Origin of the sequence: Blautia sp. KLE_1732_HM_1032 (assembly GCF_025147905.1) — a bacterium.
GTDB classification, from domain to species: Bacteria; Bacillota; Clostridia; order Lachnospirales; family Lachnospiraceae; genus Blautia_A; species Blautia_A fusiformis.
On record NZ_CP102266.1, the window covers coordinates 1054288 to 1075112 of the forward strand.

Annotated in this window: 17 protein-coding genes; 14 read left to right on the top strand and 3 right to left on the bottom strand. The window is 46.9% G+C overall.

What is annotated here, in order from left to right; translation table 11 throughout:
- Window positions 1-28: 28 nt before the first annotated feature.
- Window positions 29-592: an ECF transporter S component gene (locus tag NQ489_RS05125; RefSeq protein ID WP_044961472.1), complete on the bottom strand. Its 564-nt coding sequence runs from the start codon at window positions 590-592 to the stop codon at window positions 29-31.
- 443 nt (window positions 593-1035) lie between these two features.
- Between NQ489_RS05125 and NQ489_RS05130 the strand changes: the two genes are divergently transcribed.
- The 4 genes from NQ489_RS05130 (at window position 1036) to NQ489_RS05145 (ending at window position 5987) form a co-directional block, all read left to right on the top strand.
- On the top strand, window positions 1036-2169 hold the full coding sequence (locus NQ489_RS05130; protein WP_044961474.1) for a hypothetical protein: 1134 nt from the start codon (window positions 1036-1038) through the stop codon (window positions 2167-2169).
- 176 nt (window positions 2170-2345) lie between these two features.
- The gene (locus tag NQ489_RS05135) at window positions 2346-3119 is read left to right on the top strand and encodes a class I SAM-dependent DNA methyltransferase (RefSeq protein ID WP_044961476.1); all 774 of its coding nucleotides are present in this window, start codon (window positions 2346-2348) and stop codon (window positions 3117-3119) included.
- Between the two features lie 17 nt (window positions 3120-3136).
- On the top strand, window positions 3137-4018 hold the full coding sequence (gene hslO / locus NQ489_RS05140) for an Hsp33 family molecular chaperone HslO (RefSeq protein WP_015527218.1): 882 nt from the start codon (window positions 3137-3139) through the stop codon (window positions 4016-4018).
- 19 nt (window positions 4019-4037) lie between these two features.
- Entirely contained in the window at window positions 4038-5987 is a 1950-nt protein-coding gene (locus tag NQ489_RS05145; protein ID WP_021651334.1) for an NAD(+) synthase, read from the top strand.
- 23 nt (window positions 5988-6010) lie between these two features.
- Here the strand turns inward: NQ489_RS05145 and NQ489_RS05150 are convergent, their stop codons facing one another.
- The gene (locus NQ489_RS05150) at window positions 6011-6448 is read right to left on the bottom strand and encodes a hypothetical protein (protein ID WP_021651335.1); all 438 of its coding nucleotides are present in this window, start codon (window positions 6446-6448) and stop codon (window positions 6011-6013) included.
- Window positions 6449-6615: 167 nt separating this feature from the next.
- Here NQ489_RS05150 and addB point away from each other — a divergent pair, with 167 nt between their 5' ends.
- Window positions 6616-10014: a helicase-exonuclease AddAB subunit AddB gene (addB, locus tag NQ489_RS05155; RefSeq protein WP_021651336.1), complete on the top strand. Its 3399-nt coding sequence runs from the start codon at window positions 6616-6618 to the stop codon at window positions 10012-10014.
- Window positions 10015-10018: 4 nt separating this feature from the next.
- Window positions 10019-13741: a helicase-exonuclease AddAB subunit AddA gene (addA, locus tag NQ489_RS05160; protein ID WP_021651337.1), complete on the top strand. Its 3723-nt coding sequence runs from the start codon at window positions 10019-10021 to the stop codon at window positions 13739-13741.
- Between the two features lie 52 nt (window positions 13742-13793).
- Here the strand turns inward: addA and NQ489_RS05165 are convergent, their stop codons facing one another.
- Window positions 13794-15254: an RsmF rRNA methyltransferase first C-terminal domain-containing protein gene (locus NQ489_RS05165; protein WP_198013388.1), complete on the bottom strand. Its 1461-nt coding sequence runs from the start codon at window positions 15252-15254 to the stop codon at window positions 13794-13796.
- 256 nt (window positions 15255-15510) lie between these two features.
- Here NQ489_RS05165 and NQ489_RS05170 point away from each other — a divergent pair, with 256 nt between their 5' ends.
- The 8 genes from NQ489_RS05170 to NQ489_RS05205 all read left to right on the top strand — a co-directional run bounded on the left by NQ489_RS05170 (window position 15511) and on the right by NQ489_RS05205 (window position 20748).
- Window positions 15511-15828, top strand: coding sequence for a PadR family transcriptional regulator (locus tag NQ489_RS05170; RefSeq protein WP_015527209.1), 318 nt, complete (start codon window positions 15511-15513; stop codon window positions 15826-15828).
- A gap of 2 nt (window positions 15829-15830) precedes the next feature.
- The gene (locus NQ489_RS05175; protein ID WP_021651339.1) at window positions 15831-16607 is read left to right on the top strand and encodes a DUF1700 domain-containing protein; all 777 of its coding nucleotides are present in this window, start codon (window positions 15831-15833) and stop codon (window positions 16605-16607) included.
- Complete coding sequence (locus NQ489_RS05180) at window positions 16604-17521, top strand: DUF4097 family beta strand repeat-containing protein (RefSeq protein WP_021651340.1); 918 nt, start codon at window positions 16604-16606, stop codon at window positions 17519-17521. Before NQ489_RS05175 ends, NQ489_RS05180 begins: the two co-directional genes overlap by 4 nt.
- 13 nt (window positions 17522-17534) lie before the next feature.
- Complete coding sequence (locus tag NQ489_RS05185) at window positions 17535-17717, top strand: PspC domain-containing protein (protein WP_015527206.1); 183 nt, start codon at window positions 17535-17537, stop codon at window positions 17715-17717.
- Between the two features lie 97 nt (window positions 17718-17814).
- A complete protein-coding gene (locus tag NQ489_RS05190) occupies window positions 17815-18006 on the top strand; it encodes a small, acid-soluble spore protein, alpha/beta type (protein ID WP_021651342.1) in 192 nt (63 codons plus the stop codon).
- 168 nt (window positions 18007-18174) lie between these two features.
- A complete protein-coding gene (locus tag NQ489_RS05195; RefSeq protein ID WP_021651343.1) occupies window positions 18175-19119 on the top strand; it encodes a DUF308 domain-containing protein in 945 nt (314 codons plus the stop codon).
- 43 nt (window positions 19120-19162) lie between these two features.
- On the top strand, window positions 19163-19981 hold the full coding sequence (locus tag NQ489_RS05200) for an arginase family protein (RefSeq protein ID WP_021651344.1): 819 nt from the start codon (window positions 19163-19165) through the stop codon (window positions 19979-19981).
- Window positions 19978-20748, top strand: a complete 771-nt coding sequence (locus tag NQ489_RS05205) for a prolipoprotein diacylglyceryl transferase (RefSeq protein ID WP_015527202.1) — start codon at window positions 19978-19980, stop codon at window positions 20746-20748. The genes NQ489_RS05200 and NQ489_RS05205 overlap by 4 nt, the downstream gene beginning before the upstream one ends.
- Window positions 20749-20825: the final 77 nt, after the last annotated feature.

The following is a 20825-nucleotide window of genomic DNA, read 5'->3' on the forward strand; positions in this document are numbered from 1 at the left end:
ATATTATTTCCGCAAATTACGGCAGCTGTTACAGCTGTTTTTTTAATCCGGTTTTTCTTGCTGCAAGGTTTAATGGTGTGATCACTACGAGAACGATGACAGCTGCAACACCGATCTGGACCAGGTTTCCCGGGATGGAAGATACCGGTGCCAGTGGATTTCCATAGATGATAACCTCTGCAATGTAGTATCCTGCAACCTTGATCACGCAGGCTGCGGCAATGGCGATCACATACCATTTCATGTTCTGGTGCCGGGGATCCTCTGTGAGCTTACCTACTGTGAAGCCCATGATCCCTACAATAATAAGAGTAAATGGTGCCCACAGTGTCCATCCGGAGAGAAGGTCAAAGAGACCCATTCCGATCCCACCGGCAATGGCTCCGGTTTTCTTTCCAAATAAAATGGCACCGATGAATAACGGCACATTTCCAAGGTGGATCAGTCCGCCGTTGGCAGCGATCGGAAGCTTAACATTAATAAATGCGGTGAAGATATAAGTCAGTGCAACAAATGCGGCTGTAATGGTGAGAAACTGAACAGATGAAAGCTCCTGGTCAGTTCTCTGAGATGTCTGAACTGCTTTTTCCATAGTGATAGATCCTTTCCTGAAAACATCGATGTATGGATGTCCTCTTTTCATATATTTTTGGTTGGGTATACTTTACAACATGAGTGTGCATGAATAAAGACACAATTATAGAAAAAAAAGAAGGGACAGATTCAAGGGGATATTTGTCATTAAAACAGGAGGCTTACTTGGTGGGGGAATAAACAGAGCTTTCGTAATGAAGGCGTAAAACGGGAAATACAGGATCAGCAGAAGAAGAGAATAAGATAGGTATATCCGGGAAGATTATAATGTTAGAAAAATCCTGTACGGAGCAGGATATCTGCTTACAGGATATTCATAAAGTATAGGGAGAAATCAATTGACAAAGCTGTAATAAAATCGTAAACTATAGCAAAGAGTGTGTTCAGAAGTGAATATTCCGGACACACTTTGTGACTGATGATGATTATGAGGAGGATACTATGAAGAATAAAAAATTTATTGCACTTTTAGCTATGACTGTTGCTCTTTCTGGTGTCATGACGGCATGTAGTTTCGGAAGAGGAAAAGAGGACAGCGTGGTTGTGGAGTCTACTCCTACTCCGACACCGGCGAAAAAAGCGAAGGTTACACCGACTGTTGCAGCAGACGCACAGAATACAACCTATACATCCAAGGATAAATCCGTAGCGATCAAGCTTCCGGATGCAACTTGGTCCAACAAGTCCGACGAGACAGATATGGTAAGCTTCGAGTCTCCGGACCAGGGCAGGATCCTGATCCTTCACGGATCCGGCGCAGATCTGGAATCCGCAGTGATCCCGAACTCCCAGGATATGGCAGTTTCCATGACACAGGCAGAGAACATGGTAAATGGAACCGATTTTGAGATCCAGGATTACAAGGCAGATCAGAAAGACGGAATCAACATTTATTCTTATACTGTGAAATATAAGGATACGACCAAGAGTGACGGTTATGTATATGCTATCAATAAATACTTTGTAAATGACAGCGAGTATTACAGCCTTGTGGCATCTGTTAAAAAAGAGGATGCTCTGAAAAAGGTTCAGGAGTCTGTCGACAGCTTTGCGATCCTTGGTGATTCCACTCTGAAGAGTGCGGCAAATGGTTCTGCAGCCAAGACTGCCGGTAAAGGTAATGCCGCAGCTTCCTCTGACGGAAGTGCATCTGCAGATGGTAATGCCGCAGCTTCTTCTGACGGAACAGCAGCAGATGGAACTACAGCTGCCGACGGAAGCACATCTACAGACGGAAGTGCAGCATCTGACGGAACATCTACAGACGGAAGCAGTACATCTGACGGTTCTTCCAATGGAACTGCATCCACTGACAGCAGCTCCTCCGGTGCTATCGTAAATGGCGGATTTACAGATGAGCAGCTTGGCAACACAGATGAGACAAGAACTATTTACAGAAACTCCGATGGTAAACCACGTGTTATCGTTCCGGACGGAAACGGTGCATGGATGGATAACGAAGGAAACCGTTTCACCTTCTCTTCTCAGTATGACTGTGATGTATATGAAGAGGATGGAACAAGCTTCTACTGGCACGGTGAGGCTGCAGACGTATACTATATGCCTGTACAGTAAAGCCTGGAGCAACAGGAGATTCGGTTAGATAAGAATTCCGGGATCACAGCTTTTGTGGCTGCGGTCCCGGATTTTTTGTGTCATATTATGTCAGAGGCGTATACTTATACAGGAAGACATGGTATAATGTGAACGCTGCGGGCGATGGAACGCCCGGAAAATATTTGGAGGTTTTTATGGAAGCATACAGTGATTTCGCCAGAGTTTATGACATTTTCATGGACAATGTGGAATATGAAAAATGGGCGGAATATCTTATAGGAAGTCTTAAAGAATACGGAATTGAAGACGGGATCGTGCTGGAACTTGGCTGTGGGACCGGAGTGATGACAGAGCTTCTGGCTGAGTCCGGTTATGATATGATCGGTGTGGATAACTCTGAGGAAATGCTTGGCGAAGCCATGGAAAAACGTGCAGAATCCGGTCATGAGATCCTTTATCTGGAACAGGATATGCGGGAGTTTGAACTTTATGGAACGGTACGTGCTGTCGTCAGCGTCTGTGACTGTATGAATTACATCACAGAGGAGGATGATCTGCTTGCTGTATTTAAACTGGTGAACAATTATCTTGATCCGGATGGAATTTTCATATTTGATATGAACACCCCGTATAAATACCGGGGAATGCTTGGAAATACGACTATTGCAGAGAATCGGGAAGAGGGAAGCTTTATCTGGGAAAATGAATTTGATGAGGAGACCGGGATCAATGTGTATGATCTGACTCTGTTTCTTCCGAGAGAAGATGGTCTTTATGAGAGAGACGAGGAAATTCATTACCAGAAGGCCTATGATCCGGAGAAAGTAAGGGAACTTCTTGAAAAGGCAGGCCTGATCCCGCTGGCGGTTTATGACGCATACACCAAGGATGCACCGAAGCCGGACAGCGGAAGATTGACTTTTGTGGCCAGAGAACATGGAAAGGAAATTCCGTCAGACGAGAAATAAAGGAGGAAATTTTTTATATGAGTGATTATATTGTAAGAGCAACAGCAGCAAACAGCCAGATCCGTGCATTTGCGGCTGTTACAACCGATATGGTGGAGACAGCGAGAAAGAATCATAACACCAGTCCGGTGGCAACAGCGGCACTGGGACGTCTCCTTACCGGCGGTGCCATGATGGGAGCTATGATGAAAGGGGAAAAGGATCTCCTTACACTTCGGATCCATGCAGGCGGACCACTGCAGGGAATCACAGTAACTGCAGATTCTCACGGAAATGTAAAGGGCTATGTGGGGAATCCGGATGTATGTATCCCGGCAAACAGCAAAGGCAAGCTGGATGTTGCGGGAGCTGTCGGCGTAGGCTTTATGGATGTGATCAAGGATATGGGACTGAAAGAGCCATATGTGGGACAGGTTGCTCTTCAGACCAGCGAGATCGCAGAAGATCTCACCTATTATTTTGCAACCAGCGAGCAGGTTCCGTCTGCAGTAGGACTGGGTGTGCTGATGAATAAGGATAATACAGTCCGTCAGGCGGGAGGCTTTATTGTACAGCTGATGCCTTTTGCAGAGGAAGAGGTGATCGCAAAGCTTGAGGAAAACGTATCAAAGATCGATTCTGTTACCAATCTTCTGGAGCAGGGGCACACACCGGAAAGTCTTCTTGAAAAAGTACTGGAAGGCTTTGACATAGAGATCAATGATACACTGCCCACACAGTTCCATTGTAACTGCTGCAGAGAGCGTGTGGAAAAAGCGCTGATCAGCATCGGAAGAAAAGAACTTAACGAGATGATCCAGGAAGGCAAGGACATTGAGATGAACTGCCATTTCTGCAATAAGAATTATAATTTTACCGTGGAAGATCTTAAGAGGATCATAAGAGAGTGCAAGCGATAAAACTCGGGAGGAAGAAAAAATGAAGCATGGTTTTATCAAGGTGGCAGCGGCAACGCCGAGAGTTACCGTTGCAGACTGCAAGGCAAACGGAGAGGAAATTCTGAAGGCCATTCATGAAATGGAAAAGGAACATGTCAAGCTGATGGTATTTCCGGAATTTTGTATCACAGGATATACCTGTCACGATCTTTTTCTCCAGAGATGTCTTCTGGACAGTGCGTGGGATGAGCTTCTGCATATTGCAGAGGAGACAAGGGAGACGGACGCCCTGATCTTTGTGGGACTCCCGCTGCGTCACAGAGGCAAGCTCTATAATGTGGCAGCAGCTCTGAATCATGGCCGTATCGTGGGATTTGTGCCGAAGACTCATATTCCGAATTATAATGAGTTTTATGAGCAGAGACAGTTTGCAGGTGCAGAGGAAGAAGATGTGGAATTTGTGGACTTCCTGAAGTGCGAGAAAAATGAGGAGGATGAGTTCTGGGATGAAATTCCTTTTGGAACAGAGCTGATCTTTGAATGTAAGGAATTTCCGGAATTCACCGTTGCAGCAGAGCTTTGCGAGGATCTCTGGGTCCCTGCACCGCCAAGTATCCGTCATGCCGTCAACGGTGCGCATATCATCGTTAATCTTTCTGCCAGTGATGAGATGGTAGGGAAGGATTCCTACCGGAGAACTCTGATAAGCGGGCAGTCAGCACGACTGATCTGCGGATATATTTATGCCAGTGCAGGGGAAGGGGAGTCTACCCAGGATCTCGTGTTTGGCGGACAGAATATGATCGCAGAGAACGGTTCCATGCTTGCGGAAAGCAGACGCTTTGAGAACGGCATCATTTACAGTGAGATTGATGTGCAGAGACTGGCTGATGAGAGAAGAAGAATGTCCACGTATCCGGCAGTTTCTACCTGCAGTCATACAAGAGTCGATTTTTCCGTAGCAGAGGAGGAAACAAGACTTACCAGAAAATATCCACAGTATCCCTTCGTTCCGTCTGTGAAGGAAGAACGTGATGAGCGCTGCGAGGAGATCCTGAACATCCAGGCTATGGGACTTAAGAAACGTATGGAGCATATCCACAGCAGGAGTGCGGTAGTAGGACTTTCCGGAGGACTGGATTCTACCCTGGCGCTTCTTGTAATGGCACGTGCCTTTGACCGGATGGAAATGCCGAGAGAACAGATCCACTGTGTGACCATGCCATGCTTTGGAACCACAGACAGAACCTATCAGAATGCCTGCAAGTTAAGCCGCTGCCTTGGTGCAAGGCTTACCGAGGTAAATATTAAAGAGGCGGTAAATATCCATTTCCGGGATATCGGACATGATCCGGAGATCCACGATGTGACGTATGAGAACAGCCAGGCACGTGAGCGTACTCAGATCCTGATGGATACGGCAAACAAGGAAGGCGGCGTTCTTGTGGGAACCGGAGACCTTTCCGAGCTGGCTCTTGGCTGGGCAACCTATAATGGCGATCACATGTCCATGTATGGTGTAAATGCTTCTGTCCCGAAGACACTGGTACGTCATTTGGTACGTTATTATGCGGATACCTGCGGAGATGAGGAACTGAAGGAGGTTCTTCTGGATATCCTGGATACTCCGGTAAGCCCGGAGCTTCTTCCTCCTAAGGATGGCAAGATTGCCCAGAAGACGGAGGATCTGGTAGGACCTTATGAGCTTCATGATTTTTATCTGTATTACATGCTGCGTGCAGGATTTACACCGGATAAGATCTACAGGCTTGCCTGCCTGACCTTTGAGGGGATTTATGATAAAGAGACGATCCTGAAATGGCTGAAAACCTTCTATCGGAGATTTTTTGCCCAGCAGTTCAAGCGTTCCTGTCTGCCGGATGGCCCGAAGGTAGGTAGTGTGGCACTTTCTCCAAGAGGAGATCTCAGAATGCCAAGTGATGCAAGTGCAAGGATCTGGCAGGATGTGCTGGAGAAGATTGAAATCTGAACGTAGATCGCAAAGCGGAGAGCTTAAGTGTTCTCCGCTTTTTTTACTGCATCCGTGATAGCTGAAAGGAGTACCTGGGAGGTATATTTCCGGTCTCCTGCATACTGAATGTCTTCCAGGGACTGACTGGAATAGATCTGACTTGCCAAAGAATCCAGAACCGGTTCCATAAGAGGATAGGACGCTTTTGTGGCTTCATTTAAATTCACCAGACGGATGGCCTTGATCCTGTCAGCATTTACAGTAACTTCCACATCGAAGGTATTCTCGTTCAGGGTGATGGAAGAGGTATAGACGCCCGGCTTGTAGCGGGATTTTTCGCTGGCTGTATGACTGGTATTTTTTCCGGGACCGAACATGAAGAAAAGAACGACAGCCAGAACGACAGCCAGAGCCAGAAAGACAGCTGTGTAAATGATCTCTTTCATATGTAGGACGATGATCCTGGTTTTGGAACTCATGGCGCACGCCTCCCAAAGCTTTTTATATAGTTTATTATCGGGAGGGAGGATTTATGCCACAGCTGTGCGCAGGTCATTCGATACTGTGCCTGGAAAAATAAGGAAAAGAGCAGGCTGATATTTCAGAATATAAAGAACGACCGTTCTATAGGAGTAGAATTTGTGGTATGATAGGAATACTTCAGGCGCAGGATGGCGCCGGAATGACTGAAAATCTGCAAGTGATCGGGAGGATGAAGATGTCATTACAGTTTATCATAGGAAGTTCCGGAAGCGGAAAATCCTGTTATGCTTATCAGAATATCATAGAACAGGCAGGGCTGCATCCTGAGAAGCTTTTTTATGTGATCGTGCCGGAGCAGTTTACCATGCAGACCCAGAAGACACTGGTGGAGATGAGTCCGGGCAGGGGAATCCTGAATATTGATATCCTGAGCTTTGAGCGTCTTGCATACCGTGTTCTGGAGGAAGTTGGAGGAGACAGCCGCATCCTTCTGGAAGAAACCGGTAAGAGTATGGTGCTGCAGAAGATGGTACAGCAGCATGGAAAGGAGCTTTCCTATCTGGGAGGTCAGATGCGTAAAGCGGGATACCTGGATGAAGTGAAGTCTATCCTGTCGGAGTTTATGCAGTACGATATCCGGGACAGTGAGATCCAGGAGATGATCGAGGATTCCGGTGACAGAGCGTTACTTCAGATGAAGCTGAAAGACGTAGCTGTTCTTTACCAGGCATTTACCGGATATCTGAAGAATCATTATATGACAGGAGAAGAAGTAATGGATGCGCTGGAAAAAGCTCTTCCGTTTTCTAAAAAAATGAAAAACAGTGTACTCCTTCTGGATGGTTACACCGGTTTTACGCCTATTCAGATGCGTGTTGTGGGAGAACTTCTTGCTGTCTGTGAGAAGGTGATGGTAACGGTGACCATGGATGCGGATGAGAATCTGAGCATGAGAGGAAAACCTTATCAGCTTTTTTATATGAGCCGTCAGATGATCCACGGGCTTTCGGAGCTGACCAGGGAGATCGAGACACCGGTTCTTTTGAAGGATGTGGGAAAATCCCGCTTTTCCCAGGCACCTGCCCTTCATTTCCTTGAAAAAAATATCTTCCGTTACCGAAAAAATATATATAAAAAAGCGCAGGATGAGATCTGCATGTTTTCGGCAGTGAACCCGCAGAAGGAAATGGAAGAAGCTGCCCGCCGGATCGCCAGACTTGTAAGGGAAAAGGGCTGCCGTTACGGTGAGATCGCCGTGATCACAGGTAACCTGGAGGAGTATGGAAATCTTGCAAAGCAGGTATTTACAGCAGCAGGGATCCCGTATTTCATTGATGAGAAGCATACGGTCCTGATGAATCCGTTTGTAGAATATTTCCGGGCAGCACTTGAGATGGCAGTGCAGGATTTTTCCTATGAGAGTGTATTCCGTTATCTCCGGTGCGGAATGTCCTGTGTGACCAGGGAGGAAGCAGACCTTCTGGAGAATTATGTGCTAGCTCTTGGTATCCGTGGATTTAAGAAATGGGATGAAGTGTGGGTGCGTATTTACCGGGGAATGCCGCCGGAAAGCATTCAGAGGCTTAATGAGATCCGGCAGCGGTTCGCAGATGAGACCAGAGAGCTTGCGCTAAGCTTTAAAGGTGGGAAAAAGACGGTGCGGGAATACTGTACTTTTCTCTACGAGTTTGCAGTGCGGAGCCAGGTGCAGCAGAAACTGAAGCATCAGGAACTGAAATTCAAGGAACAGGGCGACAAGGCCATGGAAAAGGAATATGCCCAGATTTACGGAATTGTTATGGAACTTCTGGATAATATGGTGGAGATCCTTGGAGAGGAAACCGTGAACCGCCAGGATTTCCGTCAGCTTCTGGAAACAGGACTGAACCAGGCCAAGGTGGCGCTGATCCCGCCAAGTATGGACCAGGTACTTGTGGGAGATATGGAGAGAACCAGGCTAAAGGATATCCGTGCACTGTTTTTTGTGGGAGTAAATGAAGGGAATATTCCGAAGAATACATCCGGTGGAGGAATGCTTACGGAGATTGACAGAGAATTTTTTAAAGATCAGGGGATCCAGCTTGCACCGGGGCCAAAGGAACTGATGAACATGCAGCGATTTTATCTGTATCTGAACATGACCAAGCCAAGAGAACTGCTCTGTCTGTCCTTCTGTCAGTCCGACAGCCAGGGAAAAGCCCTGAGTCCGGCCTTTCTTGTCAGTAATATCCGGGAGATGTTTCCGGAAATGGAGATCCGGCAGTGCGGAGATATGCAGGAACCTATGGAATTACTGGAGCTTCCGGGAATCAGCCTGGATTATTTTCTGAGAGGGCTTGCAGGAGAAGCTTACCAGGATAATGCGGTCTTCCAGGAACTGTACAGCTGGTATCTTCAGAGCCCGGAATACCGGATCCTTGTAAAAAAGCTTACAGAGGCATCTTTTTCAGAACGACCGTCAGACAAGATCGGAAAAACAGTGGCAAAGATCCTCTATGGAGAAATTTCCCCGTACAGTGCTACCCGGCTGGAGCGTTTTGCGGCTTGTGCATTTGCACATTTTCTGCAGTATGGCCTGAAGGTTACAGAACGTGCAGAGTATGAGTTCCGGGCTATGGATATGGGAAATGTCATGCATATGGCACTGGAAAAATTTGCGGCGGAAGTCCGAAAAGAGGGACTGGACTGGGCAGAGCTTACGGAGGAAGAGCGAAACCGTATCATAGACAGCTGTCTGGATCAGGTTTCCGCAGATTACGGAAATACGATCCTTAAAAGCAGTGCGAGAAATGAATATATGATCGAACGGACCAGACGTATTTTGCGGCGTACCGTGTGGGCTTTGCAGGAACAGCTGAAGCATGGAGCATTCCGGCCGGAAGGATTTGAGGTGAGGTTTCAGGGCGGAAGGATCGACCGTGTGGATATCATGGAAGAACCGGAGAACAACCGGGTCTATGTGAAGGTGATCGATTATAAAACCGGAAATACTTCGTTTGATCTGCTGGCGTTGTATCATGGCCTTCAGCTTCAGCTGATGGTCTATCTGGATGGAGCATTACAGGTGGAAAAACGGAAGTATCCGGATCGCGAGATCATTCCGGCCGGTGTGTTTTATTATAATGTGAAGGATCCTATGATACAGGAGAAGATCCATGCGGATATGGAAAGCATCAATGAGCAGATGCTGAAGAAAATGAAAATGAACGGGCTTGTACAGGCAGATGATAATATGAGTACCAAAATCGACAGCACTATGGCCTCCATACCGGTATCCCTGAACCGGGACGGAAGCTTCAGCAAAAGATCTTCTGTTGCCTCAAGGAAGCAGTTTGATGCTCTGGGAGCGTATGTGCGGAGAAAGATCTGTGACATCCGGGAATCGATCCTGGATGGAAATGCGGCAGTGGAACCCTATGAACTTGGAAAAAAGAATGCCTGCACATATTGTCCGTATCTTACTGTGTGCGGCTTCGACAGGAAGATACCGGGATATGAGTTTCACAGGCTGTCGTCCATAGAAGAAGATGCACTGTGGAAAAAGATCATGAAGGGAGAGTAAGAGAATGGCAGTGAAATGGACTGAGGAGCAGAAAAAGGTCATCACGCTCCGGGACCGGAATATTCTGGTCAGCGCAGCAGCCGGTTCCGGTAAAACTGCAGTGCTGGTGCAGAGGATCTTAAGTAAGATCATGGATCCTTTGAAACCGGTGGACATTGACCGTCTTCTGATCATGACATTTACAAGGGCGGCAGCGGGAGAGATGCGGGAACGTATCGAACGTGGACTGGATCAGGCACTGGCTGAAGATCCGGATAATGAGCATTTGCAGAGACAGATGACGTTGATCCATACGGCACAGATCACTACCATTGACGGCTTTTGCGCCTATGTGATCCGAAATTATTTTCATCTGATCGGACTGGATCCGGGTTACCGGACTGCAGATGAGGGTGAACTGAAGCTTTTGCAGGAAGATGTGCTGAAGGAGCTTTTTGAGGATCATTATGCAGAAAGAAAAGCAGATTTTACTGCATTTGTGGAATGCTATGCGCCAGGAAAAACGGATGAAGGACTGAAGGAACATGTGCTGGAGCTTTATAATGCTGCGATGAGTAATCCATGGCCCGAAAAATGGCTGGACAGCTGTGTGGAGAATTATCATCTGGATCCGGAAAAAGGTCTTGAGGGAACGCGATGGTTCCGATATCTGTGGGAGGCTGCAGACTGCGCACTGAAAGAAGCGGAAGAGCTTACAGAAACCGCAATGAAGACCTGTCAGCTCCAGGATGGACCGGAGCTTTATCTGGAGGCTCTGGAAAAGGATATGATACTGATCCGGCAGTTAAAACAACTGTCCGTTAAAAGGGATTATGATGAGATAGCGCAAAATCTCCGGAATTTGAAGTTTGCAAGACTTTCCTCAAAAAAAATGGAGGGAGTATCGGAGCAGCTGAAAAATCTGGTGAAAGCTCTTCGCGAAGATGCAAAAGATAATTTGAAGGAACTGGGAATCCGATATTTTTACGGAAATCTGGCTGAGCTGACGGAACTGACAGAAGCATCTGCACCACCGCTGGAGATGCTGGTAAAGCTGACAAAGGATTTTGCAGAACGTTTCCAGGCAAAGAAGCGTGAAAAAAATGTTCTGGATTTTTCAGATATGGAACATTTTGCCCTGGACATCCTTCTGAAAAAGGAAGGAGAAACCTATGTGCCCAGCCAGGCGGCAAGAGAGCTTTCTGAAAAATATGATGAGGTCCTGCTGGATGAGTATCAGGACAGTAATCTGGTTCAGGAGATCCTGATGCAGACAGTTTCCGGCTGGGTCAATGAACGCAAAAATATATTTATGGTAGGAGATGTAAAGCAGAGCATCTACCGTTTTCGTCTGGCCCGTCCGGAACTGTTCATGGAAAAATATAAGAGCTATTCACTGGAAGACAGTCCGGAACAGCGGATCGACCTGCACAAAAATTTCCGAAGCAGACCGGAAGTCCTTGAAAGTGTCAACTTTATTTTCCGGCAAATCATGGGGGAAGATCTGGGAGGAATTGCTTACGACGAGGCGGCAGCTCTGTATCCCGGAGCTTCTTTTCCGGAAGGCCAGGATCCGGAATTTGTAAAAACAGAGATCCTTCTTGTGGATAAATACAGTCCGCTGCTGGAAGAGGAGGATGAAGAAGTAACGGAGAATGAGAGAGAGCTGGAGGCCCTTGCCATTGCAGGAAGGATCCGATCTATGGTAGGGCATGAACGGGTGCTGGATAAGGAAACGGGAGAGTATCGACCTCTTCAATATGGAGATATCGTGATCCTGCTCCGATCTGCTTCAGGCTGGGCTGAAACCTTCGGGGAGGTTTTGAGTGCAAGAGGGATACCGGTATATACGGCCTCCAGAACCGGATATTTTTCTGCAACAGAGGTTGTGACACTGCTGAATTATCTCCGGATCCTGGATAATCCGCTGCAGGATATTCCCATGACCGGCGTACTGCGTTCACCGATCGTTGGATGTACCACAGAAGAGCTGGCTGAGCTTCGGATCGCATATCCGGAAGGAATGATCTATGAATGTGTGTGCAGGTTTGTGGAGGACTACAGAAAGCATGGGAGCTCTGAGGAAAACAAAAAAATCCTCGGAGAGAAGCTGTCCTGTTTTATGGACACCATGAATACACTTCGTGATAAGGCGGCTTACACGCCGGTCCATCAGCTGATCCTGGAGGTACTTGCACGTACCGGATATGGAGACCATGCAAAGGCAATGCCAAATGGTGAACAGAGGAATGCAAACCTGAACATGCTTGTGGAAAAGGCAATGGAATATGAGAAGACAAGCTATCGAGGCCTTTTTAATTTTGTAAGATATATCCAGAAGCTTCAGCAGTATCAGGTGGATTACGGGGAGGTAAATCTTTCCGGAACCGGGGAAAGTGCAGTACAGATCATGACGATCCATAAGAGCAAGGGACTGGAGTTTCCGGTAGTGTTTGCAGCAGGAATGGGAAAACGCTTTAATTTCCGGGATATGAACGCAAGTATCCTGATCCATCCGGAGCTGGGGATCGGTGCGGATGCGATCCTGCCGGAGAAGAGGATCATCGCTCCATCCCTTTGCAGGCAGATCATACGGAGAGCGCTCCTGATGGAAAGCCTCGGAGAGGAGCTGAGGGTACTTTATGTAGCGCTTACACGTGCAAAGGAAAAACTGATCCTCAGTGGAACTATTGGAGCCCTGCATCCGGAATTGGGAGAATTGTCCGCATTAAGGGACAGTGAGGAACCATTGCTTTCTCTGGGCAGAAGGCTTGGCGGGAAGACTTACTGGGATTATGTGCTTCCGGCACTGGCAAGGCATCGCTGCATGGCACCATTATTTCATGAATATGGCATCTTTATGAATACTGCAAATCCTCTGTACAAAGATCCGGCAGAATTCAAAGTTACACGGGTCACAGCACAGGAACTGACAGAAAGTGAGGTTATGGAACAGGCAGAGCGGGAAATGAAGAAGGAAACACTGGAGAACTGGAATCCGGGCAGAGTTTTTGACAGTGAGATCCGGGAGGAGATCCAGAGACGTTTTTCCTTTGTATATCCCTATCACTATCTGGAAGATCTTCCTGTGAAGGTGAGTGTATCAGAACTGAAAAAGCGAAGCTACCACAGTGAGCAGGATCTGGAAGAAACGGTGGATTATGAGATGGAAGAAGAGATCCAGCCGCTGGTTCCCCGATTTATCGAGGAGAAGAAAGAGGAAGGGTATACAGGGGCACTTCGTGGAACGGCTTATCATCGTGTAATGGAATGCCTGGACTATCAGAAGACAGCAAGCAGGGATGAGATCCGCAGACAGCTGAGAGAATGGGTTGACGCCAGGAAGATGGAAAGAAAAGAGGCTGAGTCGGTTCGGGTAAAGGATATCTGGAATTTTGTGGAAACACCTCTCGGACAGCGGATGAAAGCAGCTTCAGAGAAGAGACTTCTGTTCCGGGAGCAGCCTTTTGTGATCGCAAGAAAAGCTTCGGAGCTCGATCCGCAGTGGCAGTGTGAGGAAAATGTTCTGGTACAGGGAATTATTGATGCGTATTTTATAGAGGATGAAGAAATCGTTCTGGTGGATTATAAAACGGACTTTGTGAGACGTGGAGAAGAACAGAAGCTGATCGACCGTTATCATGTACAGCTGGAGGATTACGCCCAGGCGCTGGAACGGATGACAGGCCGGAAGGTGAAGGAACGGTATATTTATTCGTTTACTCTTGGAGAAGCGTTCAGTCTCTGATCTGAAAATGAAATGATATGTTAATGTGGGCTGATATCCTGCGGCGGAGAGATTACACTCTCCAGCCAGCAGGATATTTGTTTTTCAGGATCCCGTTTACAAGCTTTCCGAAGCCGAGAGGATAACCGTCCACACAGAGAAGGTGCCAGCCTTTTTTGTGAGCGGCCTCTTCCGGCTCGATCATAAGAGTTTCGCCTTTCAGATAACGGGTAAGCCGCTCGTCGGAAACCGGCAGGGAGATAACTGCTTCCACATCTCCTTTGTGAAGCGCCAGCGCCAGAGGCTGAGACGGCTCAAAACGGTTTTTCTTCAGATTACCCAGGTAGAGGCCGTTTCGAAGAAAGGAGATTCCGCGGAGATCCAGAGGGAAGGGCAGCTGATAGTATACTTTATCTTTGCGGACTTCCACACGGTTCCAGTCAAATTCCTGACCGCCAATGGTTTTCAGGCTGATCTCAGAGAAAAATTCCTCCAGCCATTTCCGGGTATTTTTGTCCGGTCCTTTTGCGGAAAAGCGGAAAACGGGTGGAAGAGAGTCACCTTTTTTGCGGAACAGGGCGAGAAAATGACCTTCGCCATCCATTTTGTGTGGAAAGATTCGGACGCATTTTTGAAGTTCTTCCGGATTAAATGCATTTAAGCTTAACGCGATTTCGGAATCGGAAGTGTCTGCTGTGCCGGCATATTCCGGGCGGCCGCTGGAGAAGCCTTCATATCCTGGCATTTCCATAAGTTCCATATCCGGACGTTGTCTGAGAAGATAGGCTACCACTTCTTCGTCTTCACATGGGGAAAAAGTGCAGGTGGAATAAAGCAGCATTCCGCCCGGACGGAGCATATCGGCAGCTTTTAAGACCAGGTCTTTCTGGATATCAGAAAGCTCAGCAGATTTTTCCGGTGTCCAGTCGCGGGCAAGGGCTTCCTCTTTTCGGAACATGCCTTCCCCGGAGCATGGAGCGTCCAGAAGGATCTTATTGAAGAAAGCAGGAAAACGCTGGGCAAGTTTGGCGGGCTTTTCGTCGGTGACGAGCATATTTTTCATGCCAAAAAGCTCCAGATTCCTAAGAAGGGCTCTGGCTCTGGAAGTACTGATATCGTTGGCAAGGAGAAATCCGGTGTCATTTAAGGCTGCACCCAGGGCAGTGGCTTTTCCTCCGGGAGCTGCGCAGAGGTCCAGGACAAAATCTCCAGGTTCGATGGGAAGCCTGGAAGCCGGTGTCATGGCACTTGGTTCCTGGAGATAATAAAGGCCCGCCTGGTAGTAAGGACATCGTGCAGGGCGGCTTTCCTCCTCGTAGAAGTATCCGGTATTGATCCACGGGATCGGCCGGATAGGGAAAGGGGAAAGCGCCTGAAAATCCTGGCAGGAGAGCTTGGCGGTGTTTACACGTAGACCGTAGGTGCGGGGATTTTTGTAGCTTTTCAGGAAAGCATCATAATCATCTCCCAGCATTTCTTTCATACGCTCCAGAAAAGGAAGCGGTAATGTCTGTATTTTATCTGAATCTGTCATAATTTCCTCCATAATATAAACTTGACTCTCTCGGATATTGTGTGAAAAGAGTGGTTTCCGAAAAATATTATAAAGTATAGAGGGATTTTTCTAAATACTATTGACAAAACTATATTATACGATATATAGTATTATTCACAGAACAATATTACATGACTTATCATGTGAGCGTTGGATCGTGAAGTGATCGCGTTCATCAGCATGTAGTAAGACGGAATGTGAAGGTCCGTTTTACAGGTCATAGAGAGGTGAGCAGATGGTATTTAATACAGGAGCAGCCCTCCTGGATGCGATCGTCCTGGCTGTTATTTCCAGAGAGAAGGACGGTACCTACGGGTACAAGATCACCCAGGATGTGCGAAGTGTTCTGGAGGTTTCAGAATCTACGCTGTATCCGGTCCTTCGCAGGCTTCAGAAGGATGAATGTCTGGAAGCCTACAATATGGAATATGCAGGCAGAAACCGGAAATATTATAAGCTGACAGATAAGGGCGCAGCGCAGCTGAATCTTTACAGAAGTGAATGGGAGATCTATTCATCCAAGATCACCAGGATGTTTGAGGAGGGAGTTTGATTATGAACAGAAAGCAGTTTATGGAACAGCTTGAACGGCTGCTTTCCGATATTTCAGAGGCAGAGAGACAGGAAGCACTGGAATATTATGAAGGATATTTTGATGATGCAGGTCCTGAGAATGAAGGAGAAGTGATCCGGGAACTGGGAAATCCGGGGAAGGTTGCTGCGATCATTAAGGCAGATCTTCAGGAGAACAGTGAAGATTACGGGGAATACACAGAGAACGGATATCAGGATACCCGTGTGAAAGAGAACGGGGAAATGCCGGACCATTATACAGAAGTAACCGTATACGGAAATGAACAGGGAGAGGCCCATCGTGATACGGGAAATACAGAAAATTTCGAAGACCGCAGGAAAAGACGTGCCCAGCGCGGCTATCACGCAGAGAAAAAGCAGAATAAGGCAGGAATCATTCTTGCGCTGATCGTTCTTGTTTTTGCGGCTCCTCTGATAAAAGGATTATTTGGCGGAGTACTGGGGATTTTGGTGACACTGGCATTGCTGCCTTTCCTGCTGACATTTTTTGCAGGAGCGGGATCGATCATCCTTGTGATCGGTGCAGTTGCGTGCATTGTTGTTGGGATTGCCATGACGGTGTCTCTTCCGCCGGCCGGAATCCTGACTATCGGTATCGGATGCCTGATGATGGCACTTGGACTTTTGTTACTGTTACTGACGGTGTGGTTTACAGGTAAGATACTGCCGGCGATCCTGCGGAAATTTACGGGATTCTGCAGCAGTCTCCTGAATGGAAGAAAGGCGGAAAAAGTATGAAACGTTTTCTGAAGGTAATTCTGATCCTTGCAGCGGTATTCGGTGTAGCAGGCCTGGGACTTACTGCCGGCGGAGCTGCCATGGGAGCGACTATGGGAGATGTGAGTGTTCTGGATCATGGAATCACGCAGGTGCTTCGTGTTCTGGATCATGAAGACAGCTGGGAAGTGGAAGATTCCGAGGAAGATATGGATGAGCAGGAGGACGATTTTCAGGCAGCTGCAGAGAGCGCGGTAACTGAGAAGGGCGTTCTGGCAGACAGTGCAGACAGTTCCGCATATACGAAAGTATATGAGGCCTCGGCTGTGTCAGACCTTTTCTGTGATCTGAGATACGAAGAACTGGTTTTGAAAACATGGAATGAGGATAAAGTCCAGGTGAAAGTTTCAGGGAAGGATCACAATCGCATTCAGATCAGCAATAACAACGGTAGTCTGAGAATTGCAAGCAATCAAAAAGTGAGAAACCGTTCCATAGAAATTTTTTGCCCGGAAAACTTAAGCTTTCAGAAGATAAAACTTCAGATGGGAGCCGGAACCATCGAACTGGATGGTGATTTTAAAGCGGAGCAGATGGAAGTAAATGTGGGGGCCGGAACCATTGAAAATTCCAGCAGCCTGGATATAAAGGAAGCAGATTTTACAGTCGGAGTGGGAACTGCTGACATCAGTGAACTTCAGGTGGAGAATTTAAAAGGAAGCTGTGGTATGGGAGATATGGAGCTTACACTTACAGGAAAAGCTACTGAGTATAATTATGAGCTGAAATGTGGTCTTGGAAATCTGGAGGTGGATGATTCTCTGGAAACATCCATTACTTCCGGAAATAAACAGATCACAAATGAAGGTGCCACGAAAAATATAAAACTGGATTGCGGAATGGGAAACGTTCAGGTTGAATTTGAAGAAGATTAAAGGAGGAAGCATTATGAGTAACAAAAAACTATACAAATCATCAGTAAACCGTATGTTATGTGGTGTCTGCGGCGGAATTGCGGAATACTTTAATATCGATCCGACTCTTGTCCGGCTGGTATGGGTGATCATCACGCTGATGGGCGGAGCCGGAATCCTGGCGTATATCATTGCGGCGATCATTATCCCGGATTAAAAATGACAGTACCCATAAAGGACGGACATATTTTTCAGAATGCATAATTTATCCGGAAATTGTCCATACTCCATAAAAAAGATGAGGAGTGTGGAAGATGAACAGGGAGAAAGAAGTAAAAGCATATCTTGAGGGAAAGCTTTCTCAGGCGGAAAAACTGAAATACGAGATTGCCGATGAGATGGGAGTTCTGGATAAAGTGATCAAAGGCGGGTGGAAAAGCCTTTCTGCAAAAGAAACCGGACGGATCGGTGGTCTTATGACAAAAAAGAAGAAACATAAAAAGTAAAATACAGCCTGAAGGAACAAGGCGAAATGACGCCGGAAAAGTCCTTCGGGCTGTATTAAATTATAAGAATATTTTTCTGGAAAAAAGAAATTTTTTTGACGGTTCAGGGTGGACTGACCAGTGGAAAAGAGCTATACTGTTGGAATAACAGAGGAGGTATGAAGGAACATGGGTGAAAAAATCAACAACATTCTAAAGGGTGAGATCATCTCCTCAGTATTTTATATACTGCTGGGACTTTGCCTGATTCTGATCCCCACGCAGACGGTGGACGTGATCTGCAAAGTAGTATTCGGGCTGATCCTCATCGGAGCTGGCATTTATCATATCTATATTTACATACGTGGAAAAGCGAAAGCTACGATCATGGATCTTCTAAGTGGTGTGGTTGTTTTTGTGCTAGGGGTGTTTCTTTTTATGACACCGTCTATCGTGATCAAACTGCTTCCATGGATGCTCAGCGCTTTTGTACTGGTTGACAGTCTGTGGAAGTTTAAAGGAGCATTCCTTCTGAAAAAAGGAGGAAACGGCGCATGGAGCGTGCTTCTGATCGGAAGTCTTGTTTTCATTGCACTTGGAATCGTGATGCTGTTTGGAAGATTTCCGAAGATTATGACTCTGCTGATTTTTTCCGGCTGGGTGCTGGTGTGTGACGGAGCTGCGGATATCGTATTCTATATTATTATGAAGCTGGGGCTTCGAAAGATCGCAAAAAAGGCGGAGACAGAGAAGGAAGATTCTGTTGCAGACAGTTCAGATGCTGTAAATGAAACGGCAGATATGGATGTGCCAAATGATACAAGAACTCAGGATGAAAACGCGCCGAGTGAGCAGCAGAGTGGGAAGGAAACAGAATATCCAACAGAAACTACAGCAGAGACTACAGCGGCTATGCCGGCGCAGGATGCAGACGGATATTCTGCGGACAGAAAAGAGACAGAAGAATCCACAGAACCGGAAGAAGAGCAAAAGCAGAAGAATTCCCGATGGGAAAAAGAACCGGAGAATGTGGAGATGAAGCTCTGGGCTGTAGGCAAAGACCAGGCGGAAACCGGCAGCCTGAAGGATCTTCTGGACGGTCCCGATGAAGAACTGGAAGAGTGGAAGGACTAACCCTTCTCTTGCATCATCTGCCATTCCGTGGTAAGATGTGCACATGAAAAATACAGATAAAAATATAAAGATACTGATGATGGATTTTTCCGGAATATATGAGGATCAGCAGTTCTGGAGGGGAAAAGAAGTATCCCGGGTGGAGGCCAGGGACATTCCCGGAACCAACTGCTACTGTGATGAGGATGCGATGAATGCCATTCGCAGCCGTATTGCCCCTTATTCTTCCGGAGGAATCCATTTTATTGATTCCGGAAACTATCACTATATGACAAGAATCTGGCTGGAAAAGATATCGGAGCCTTTCTCGCTTCTTGTATTTGACAATCACACGGATATGCAGCCGCCGGCATTCGGAGGTCTGCTTTCCTGCGGAGGATGGATCTACGATTCTGTTATGGAACTTCCATTGCTTAAAAGGGTGATCCTGATCGGCCCGGATGAGGAAGCTTTTTCCAGAGTGGAATCGGAGATTCAGGAAAAGGTGGAATTCTTGAGCAGAGAGAAGCTTCTGGAAATGGAAGAGGCGCAGGTGTGTGCGTTTGTAAGCAAGCATGTGGGAAAGCTGCCGCTGTACATTTCTGTGGATAAAGATGTTCTCTGCAAGGATGATGCGGATACGAACTGGAGCCAGGGGGATATGCGCCTGAATACGATGCTGGAATGTCTGAAGAGAGTCAGAGAAATATGTGCAGAGGGAATCCTGGGCGTGGATATCTGTGGTGAATGTGATGTAGCAGAATCTGGAAACAGCGCCTTGAATGACCGGGCCAATGCTACATTGCTGGAGTGTTTTCTGTCCGCATACGGGAGCGAAGATCATGACGGAAATAAGAATGAGATAACAGGAGGAAACCGATGAAAAATGAACTTCTTACCATCGGGCCATTTACGGTATACGGTTATGGTCTGATGATCGCCATTGGAATTTTGGCAGGCTGCCTGACTGCAGAATATAGAGCCGGAAAACAGAAGCTTGACAGTGAACAGATCTTTCCAATGATCCTGTGGTGCCTGGTGGGTGGATTTTTCTGTGCAAAGCTTCTCTTCTGGATCACAGAGTGGAAATCAATTGTTCAGGATCCGGGATTTATAATGGAAACTTTAAGCTCTGGTTTTGTGGTGTTTGGCGGTATCATCGGCGGTATACTGACGGGGCTTCTGTATTGCAGGATCAGAAAGCTTGTATTTTTTAAATATGCGGATGTGATCCTGCCATCTGTGGCACTGGCCCAGGGATTTGGACGGATCGGATGTTTCCTGGCGGGCTGCTGTTATGGAAAAGAGACAGAGAGTGTTTTTTCTGTGATATTTCAGAATTCCGAATATGCGCCCAATCACGTGGCGCTGATCCCGACGCAGTTGTATTCCAGCGGACTGGATTTTCTGCATTTTCTTTTGTTGTTGCTGATCGCACGGAACAAAAAAGAAGATGGTCAGGTTACTGCCTGTTATCTGATCTTTTATAGCATTGGACGGTTTGTGATCGAGTTTTTCCGTGGGGATATTATCCGTGGAAGTGTGGGAATTTTGTCGACTTCCCAGTTTATCAGTATTTTTACAGGGATTGCGGGGATCGTGCTGCTGATACGGATCAGGAAAAAAAGAGACAGCAAGAGCAGTGTTTAAATGGATCAGGGAAGTCCCATGTATCAGGAAAAAGTTGGACAATAGTGGTATAAGGACAGGTTTTCGCTGCATACATC